At 65.2% G+C, this 6478-nt stretch carries 7 protein-coding genes and 2 pseudogenes; 4 read left to right on the forward strand and 5 right to left on the reverse strand.

Annotated elements, in window-relative coordinates:
• Positions 1-1145, reverse strand: a 1145-nt coding sequence (locus FFS27_RS26260; protein ID WP_137952304.1) for a 3-hydroxyacyl-CoA dehydrogenase, incomplete at its 3' end; no start/stop codon positions are given.
• Positions 1146-1287: 142 nt separating this feature from the next.
• Between FFS27_RS26260 and FFS27_RS26265 the strand changes: the two genes are divergently transcribed.
• Positions 1288-2196 (forward strand): LysR family transcriptional regulator, encoded by a 909-nt coding sequence (locus tag FFS27_RS26265; RefSeq protein ID WP_003096239.1) that lies wholly within the window; start codon positions 1288-1290, stop codon positions 2194-2196.
• Between the two features lie 14 nt (positions 2197-2210).
• Here FFS27_RS26265 and FFS27_RS26270 read toward each other — a convergent pair whose 3' ends face one another.
• The gene (locus FFS27_RS26270) at positions 2211-2813 is read right to left on the reverse strand and encodes a nitroreductase family protein (RefSeq protein WP_003136000.1); all 603 of its coding nucleotides are present in this window, start codon (positions 2811-2813) and stop codon (positions 2211-2213) included.
• Between the two features lie 252 nt (positions 2814-3065).
• Here FFS27_RS26270 and FFS27_RS26275 point away from each other — a divergent pair, with 252 nt between their 5' ends.
• On the forward strand, positions 3066-3422 hold the full coding sequence (locus FFS27_RS26275) for a hypothetical protein (protein WP_003109981.1): 357 nt from the start codon (positions 3066-3068) through the stop codon (positions 3420-3422).
• 57 nt (positions 3423-3479) lie between these two features.
• Here FFS27_RS26275 and FFS27_RS26280 read toward each other — a convergent pair.
• Positions 3480-4421 (reverse strand): annotated as a pseudogene (locus tag FFS27_RS26280) (phosphoenolpyruvate carboxykinase (ATP)); the annotation flags it as partial.
• A pseudogene (locus FFS27_RS26285) lies at positions 4403-4600 on the reverse strand (putative ATP-dependent zinc protease); the annotation flags it as partial. The pseudogenes FFS27_RS26285 and FFS27_RS26280, both read right to left, overlap by 19 nt.
• A gap of 143 nt (positions 4601-4743) precedes the next feature.
• Between FFS27_RS26285 and FFS27_RS26290 the strand changes: the two are divergent.
• Positions 4744-5139: an RNA-binding S4 domain-containing protein gene (locus tag FFS27_RS26290; RefSeq protein WP_003136003.1), complete on the forward strand. Its 396-nt coding sequence runs from the start codon at positions 4744-4746 to the stop codon at positions 5137-5139.
• 37 nt (positions 5140-5176) lie between these two features.
• On the opposite strand, the gene FFS27_RS26295 is transcribed toward FFS27_RS26290, so the two are convergent.
• Positions 5177-5977 carry a phosphatase PAP2 family protein gene (locus FFS27_RS26295; protein WP_137952305.1) on the reverse strand — a complete coding sequence of 267 codons (801 nt, stop codon included), beginning with the start codon at positions 5975-5977 and terminating at the stop codon, positions 5177-5179.
• A 112-nt stretch (positions 5978-6089) separates the two neighbouring features.
• On the opposite strand from FFS27_RS26295, the gene hslO reads away from it, so the two are divergent.
• Positions 6090-6478 (forward strand): Hsp33 family molecular chaperone HslO (gene hslO / locus FFS27_RS26300; RefSeq protein ID WP_171019234.1); only part of this gene is annotated, 389 nt, incomplete at its 3' end.

Consider the following 6478-nt stretch of genomic DNA (forward strand, 5'->3'; position numbering starts at 1 on the left):
AGTGTGTATAAGAGACAGCGTTGCAGCAGCTCGGCCGCGCCGAGGCGATCGGCCCAGGCCATGGGACCGCCCTCCGCGGCGGGGAAGCCGTAGCCGTTCAGGTAGACAGTGTCGATGTCGGCGCTACGGGCGGCGATACCCTCGTCGAGGATCTTCGCGCCCTCGTTGACCAGCGCCAGCAGGCAACGCTCGAGGATTTCCTCGTCGGCGAAATCGCGCCGCGGGTAGCCCAGCGTCTCGGCGACCCGGAGCACCAGGGCATCCACCTCGGTATCGTGCTCCGCCTGGCGGCTGCCCGGCGCGTAGCGGTAGTAACCGGCACCGCTCTTCTGGCCGAAGCGGCCCAGCTCGCAAAGGCGGTTGTCTACCTGCACGGCCAGCTGGTCCTGGCCGACCCCGGCCAACTCGCGGGCGCGCCACTCCAGGTCGATACCGACCACGTCGTACATGCGGAACGGCCCCATGGCGAAACCGAACGCCTGGAGAGCCCGGTCCACCTGGTACGGCAGGGCGCCTTCCAGCAGCATCAGGCGGGCCTCGGTGGCGTAGGGTTCGAGCATGCGGTTGCCGATGAAGCCGTGGCAGTTGCCGGCCACCACGCTGACCTTGCCCATCCGCTCGCCCAGCGCCAGGGCCGCCTCCAGCACCGCCGGCGCGGTCTGCGCGCCGCGCACGATCTCCAGCAGCCGCATGATGTGCGCCGGGCTGAAGAAGTGCAGGCCGAGCACCTGACCCGGACGCGCGGTGACCGCGGCGATGGCGTCGATGTCCAGGTAGGAAGTATTGCTGGCCAGCACCGCGGAGGGCTTCAGCGCCGCGTCCAGCTCGCGGAAGATCGATTGCTTGAGTTCCAGGTTCTCGTAGACCGCCTCGATCACCAGGTCCGCCTCGCGCATCGCGGCGAGGTGCTGGACCGGCGTGATGCGGGCGCGGCGCGCGGCCGCTTCCTCTTCGCCGATGCGCCCCTGGCGCACGTTGTGCGCGTAGGTGTCGGCCACGGCGCCGAGCGCCTGGTTGAGCATCTGCGGGTTGCTGTCCAGCCACTGCACGTCGAGACCGGCGTTGGCCAGGCACATGACGATACCGCGACCCATGGTGCCGGCGCCGATCACCGCGGCCTGGCGGAAGGAAAAGTTCTGGCTCATGGTCTTGTCCTCGTTGTAGCGAGCGCAGTAGGAACGGTGGACGAAACCTGGGGCAGTCCGACCGCACAAAAAGCGACCACTACCTTAGGGGAAGGTCGTACTATTTTTGAAATTTAGTCTTGTGATAGCTGGAATTCAGGCAGTGAATATCCAAACCTTCGACCTCAACCTGCTACGCGTCCTCGACGCCCTGCTGCGCGAACGCAACGTCTCGCGCGCGGCGGAGCGCCTGGCGCTGAGCCAGCCGGCAGTAAGCAATGCGCTGAACCGCCTGCGCGAGCTGCTCGACGACCCGCTGCTGGTCCGCGCCGGTCGTGCGATGCAGCCGACGCCCCGGGCGCTGGCGCTGGAAGCGCCGATCCGCGCGGCGCTGCGGCAGATCGAACAGAGTCTGGGCGACGGCGAGGGCTTCGATCCCGGGCGCAGCCGGCAGCGCTTCACCGTAGCGGTGACCGACTACGTCGAACTGATCTGCATGCCCGCCCTGATGCGCCGCCTGAGCGAGCGTGCGCCGGGAATCTCCATCGCCATCCAGCACCTGACCCCGACCTTGCCGGCCGAGGCGCTGGACAAAGGCGAACTGGACCTGGTGCTAGGCCGCTTCGAAAACGTCCCGGCGCGCTTCCAGCGCCGCCATTGGGCCAGCGAGACCCTGCAACTGGTCGCCCGGCGTCAGCACCCGCTGCTGGCGCAGGCTCCCGACCTGGCCACCTTTCTGGAGCTACAGCACCTGTGGGTGCACGGCGGGCAGACCAAGGGGATGGTCGACCAGTGGCTGGGCAGCCAGGGGCTCAAGCGGCAAGTGGCCTACACCACACCGAACTACCTGCAGGCAGCGCACATCGCCGCGTACAGCGACCTGGTCGGCGTCCTGCCGCGACAACTGGCGCACTACTTCGAACGATTGCTGCCCCTGCAATCGTTCGACCTGCCGTTCGACCTCGGCCCGTTCCACTTGGAACTGGTGTTCCTGGCCCAGCGCGAACGCGACATCGCCCTGCAATGGCTGGTCGAACAGATCCGCCAGGTCGGGGCCGCCGGACCGGACTAGGGGAATCCGGGCAGTCAGAAGCGGTCGCGGATGACCAGTTCTTCCCGCGGCAGCTTGCCGCTGCGCGGCCAGGGTTCAACGGCCTTTTTCCCGACCGCCACCATCAGGCCGATCACATGGTTGTCCGGCAGGTTGATCAGCCGGGCCACGGCATCGAAGTCGAAACCATCCATCGGACACGAATCCAGGCCCTGGCCGCGGGCGACCAGCATCAGGGTCTGCGCCAGCAGGCCGCAGCTGCGCATGGCTTCGTCGCGCTGTACCTGGGGCTTGCCGCGGTAGTAGGTGTCGATGGCGCCTGCCATGAACGCCTGTACCGCCTCGGGAGCACCGTCCCAGACCCGCTGCGCGTTGCGCTCCCAACTGTCGAGCTGGGCGCACACCACCACCAGCATCGCCGCGTCGGTGACCTGCGCCTGGTCCCAGGCCACTTCACGCAACTGCGTGCGCAATTGCGGATCGCTGACCTCGACCAGCCGCACGTGTTGCAGGTTGAAGGCGGAAGGCGCATGCAGCGCCAGGTCCAGGAGATGGTCCTTCTCTTCGCGAGTCAGGCTGAAGGATGAGTCGTAGCCCTTGATGGCACGGCGACTCCGAACGGCGTCTTCGATATGCATGGGGGAAATCCACTGCGAGGGAACAAAGGGGCGCCCACTCTAGGGCATTGGCGAGAAGATAAACCAGACTTCAATAAATCCGACGCAGCCCCACAGCAGCTACTTACAGAATCAGGACTAGGACTATTCCTAGGAAGGAATTTTCCTAAGGAATTGTCCTATATTCCACTCCAATGCCAGCGCCTGGGAGAGGGCCCCTCCCGGACGCACGAACGCAGAAAAATAAGGATGAACTCACGTAGGAGTAAGCTCATGAACAGGATGGGCCAACTGGCTTTGTTCGGTCTTCTTGTAGGAACTTCCAGCAACCTGTTCGCCGCCCCCGGCAGCATCAGCGGCGTCATCCGCTTCACCGGCGCCATTGTCGAGCCACCATGCTCGATGAGCGCTCCCCGCCAAGACGAAAGCAAGGGCAGTTTCCACCTCAGTGGCTGTCCCATGCAGGCGCGCACCGCGGATGTCAGCATCCGTTCGATGAAGACCGGCGAGGTGCGCCACTTGCAACCCAGCGATACGGTCATCGGTGAACGGGATTTCTCGGCGCGCTATGAGCTGGCCGGAAGCGGTCGTCGCTCCGGCAACTACCTGATCACCGTCACCTACCCCTGACGTCCGGACATGAAAAAACCGCCCGAAGGCGGTTTTTTCATGGTGCCGAAACGTGGCTTACAGCTGCGGGCCGGCGGCCTTGATCGCGTCGGAAACCTCGAATTTCTTGAAGTTTTCGATGAACTGCTTGGCCAGGCCCTTCGCCGCCTCGTCGTAGGCAGCCTTGTCGGCCCAGGTATTGCGCGGGTTGAGCAGATTGGTCTCGACGCCCGGAACGACCTTCGGCACGTCCAGGTTGATGATGTCCAGGTGCTCGGTTTCCGCGCCGATCAGCGCGCCGCTCTGGATCGCCGCGATCACGCCACGGGTGGTCGGGATGTTGAAGCGCTTGCCGACGCCGTAGCCACCGCCGGTCCAGCCGGTGTTGACCAGGTAGACCTTGGAGCCGAAGGCCTTGATACGCTTGATCAGCAGCTCGGCGTAGACACCGGCCGGACGCGGGAAGAAAGGAGCACCGAAGCAGGTGGAGAAGGTCGACTTGATACCGCCGCCGGAACCCATCTCGGTGGAGCCGACCAGCGCGGTGTAGCCGGACAGGAAGTGGTAGGCCGCCTGCTCATTGTTCAGGATCGATACCGGCGGCAGTACGCCGGTCAGGTCGCAGGTCAGGAAGATCACCGCGTTGGGCTCGCCGCCGAGGTTCTTCTCCGAACGCTTCTCGACGTGCTCCAGCGGGTAGGCGGCGCGGCTGTTCTGGGTCAGGCTGTCATCGGCGTAGTTGGGCACGCGCTCTTCGTCGAGAACCACGTTCTCCAGCACGGCGCCGAACTTGATGGCTTTCCAGATGACCGGCTCGTTCTTCTCGGACAGGTCGATGCACTTGGCATAGCAACCGCCTTCGACGTTGAACACCACGCCCTCGCCCCAGCCGTGCTCGTCGTCACCGATCAGGTAACGGCTTTCATCAGCGGACAGGGTGGTCTTGCCGGTGCCGGACAGGCCGAAGAACAGGGTCACATCGCCCGCTTCGCCGATGTTGGCTGTACCAGCGTGCCGAGGTGGGCGGTGAAGCGCACCCACTTCTCGCCGTCGCGCTCGAAGGGAACGATGTCCGAGGCATGCAGGCTGGAGGTGCTGGCGCCGGTGTCGATCTTCGCGCGCAGCCCGACCATGCCCAGTTCGGGAAAGGCGATCCACTCGCGCAGACCGATGACGGAAAGCTGGTCGAATGTCTTCACGGGTAGGCATTCCAGGCGTTTTGCCGGCATTCTAGCAGGGCTATGGGCGGCCGCCAGACGGCTGCCCGAGGATGCCGAAGACGAACCTAGCGGCTGTCGATGACAGTCGCGAGACAGCGGCGGAACGAATACGGGAAATGCCAGTGAGCGAGAAAGACGACGACAAGGTGCGCCTGGACAAGTGGCTCTGGGCGGCGCGCTTCTTCAAGACCCGGGCGTTGGCCAAGGCCGCGATAGAGGGCGGCAAGGTGCATTGCCGGGGCGAGCGGTGCAAGCCGAGCAAGGAACCCAGGGTAGGGGAGGAATTGACCATTCGTACGGGCTTCGACGAGCGAACCGTGACGATTCGCGCGCTTTCCGTAGTCCGTCGTGGCGCGCCGGAGGCCCAGGCTCTCTACGAGGAAACCGCGGACAGCGTGGAAAGCCGCGAGCGCGCGGCGGCCATGCGCAAGGCCGGGGCGCTGGGCGTACAGACCGAGGGGCGGCCGAGCAAGAAGCAGCGGCGGCAGATCCACCAGTTGCGCGGCGGCCAGGACTGAGAAGCGCCGGTCTCCCGCAGGGGAGACCGGGATGGCCTCAGGCCGAGTCGCGGACCACGCCGAGGCGGCCGATCAGCGGCAATTTCGCTAGCAGGCGGAACAGCGGTTCGGTCACCTGCACCAGCCAGCCGCTGGCCTTCGCCGCCAGCGGTGTGTAGCAGCCCCAGGCGAGGGCCAGCAGGGCCATCTGCAGGCCGCCGATGTAGTCCTGGCCCCAGTGCGCGCCGGCTACCAGGCGCGGCAGCATGAACAGCACGGCCAGGGTCCAGATCAGCAGGAACTGCCCGGCGCGGCGGGCGAACAGCGACATGAACAGCGCCCAGACCAGCAGCACCGAGGCGTGGTCGCCGGGGAAGCTGCGCTTGGAGCGGTCCTTGATTTCCCACACGCGTTCCCAGTCCGGGAAGTGGTCGCTGAGGTGGATGGCCTTGTCCATCAGCATCGACAGGCTGGCGTGCTGCCAGTGCAGGTGGTGGGCGATCTTGGCGTAGAGCACGCGGATCACCACCAGGATCAGCAGGGTCACGATGAAGCCGAAGGTCAGCCGCCGTACCTGGTTCGCTGGCAGCAGCCAGTCGCCGCGAATCAGCAGGCAGAGCAGGATCACCCCGACCACCGCGTCGAACGGTCGGGTACTGAGCAGGCCCCAGAGTTTCAGCCAGGTTTCGTTGAGGGCGAGGGAGCCGTTGAGCTTGTCGAAGAGCCAGAAGTCGAAGCCGTTCATCAGCTCGCGGGTGGGGCCCCAGAGCCACAGGATCAGCAGCAGGAGCGCCAGAAGATGACAGGTGGCGAACTTGCGCCATTGCCAGGCCGCTTGGAACGGAGAGGCATTATCCATAAAATCGTTTCCCCCTATCGGCGCCGGGTCGGCGTACGACTGTCACGAAGCGCGCTTTTATAGGCCTTTGTCACTCACTTGTCATTCCCTCATTCGTAGCGTTGTGTCCCGCATGTCCCATTCAGATCAGAGCCAGCGTTTCCTTTTCGACGATACCGACGTGCGCGGCGAGATGGTCGATCTCGAGCGTAGCTACAGCGAAGTGCTGGCCAAACATCCCTATCCGGAACCGGTCGCGCAACTGCTCGGGGAGATGCTCGCGGCGGCCTCGCTGCTCTGCGGCACGCTCAAGTTCGACGGCCTGCTGGTATTGCAGGCGCGCTCCAGCGGCGCGGTTCCGCTGTTGATGGTGGAGTGTTCCAGCGACCGCCAGGTGCGTGGCCTGGCCCGCTATTCGGCGGAGTCCATCGGCGCCGACGCCGGCATGCAGGAACTGATGCCCGAAGGCGTGCTGACCCTCACCGTGGACCCGGTCAAGGGCCAGCGCTACCAGGGGATCGT

It is taken from the genome of Pseudomonas sp. 2VD, from assembly GCF_005503585.1.
Classification (GTDB): domain Bacteria; phylum Pseudomonadota; class Gammaproteobacteria; order Pseudomonadales; family Pseudomonadaceae; genus Pseudomonas; species Pseudomonas aeruginosa.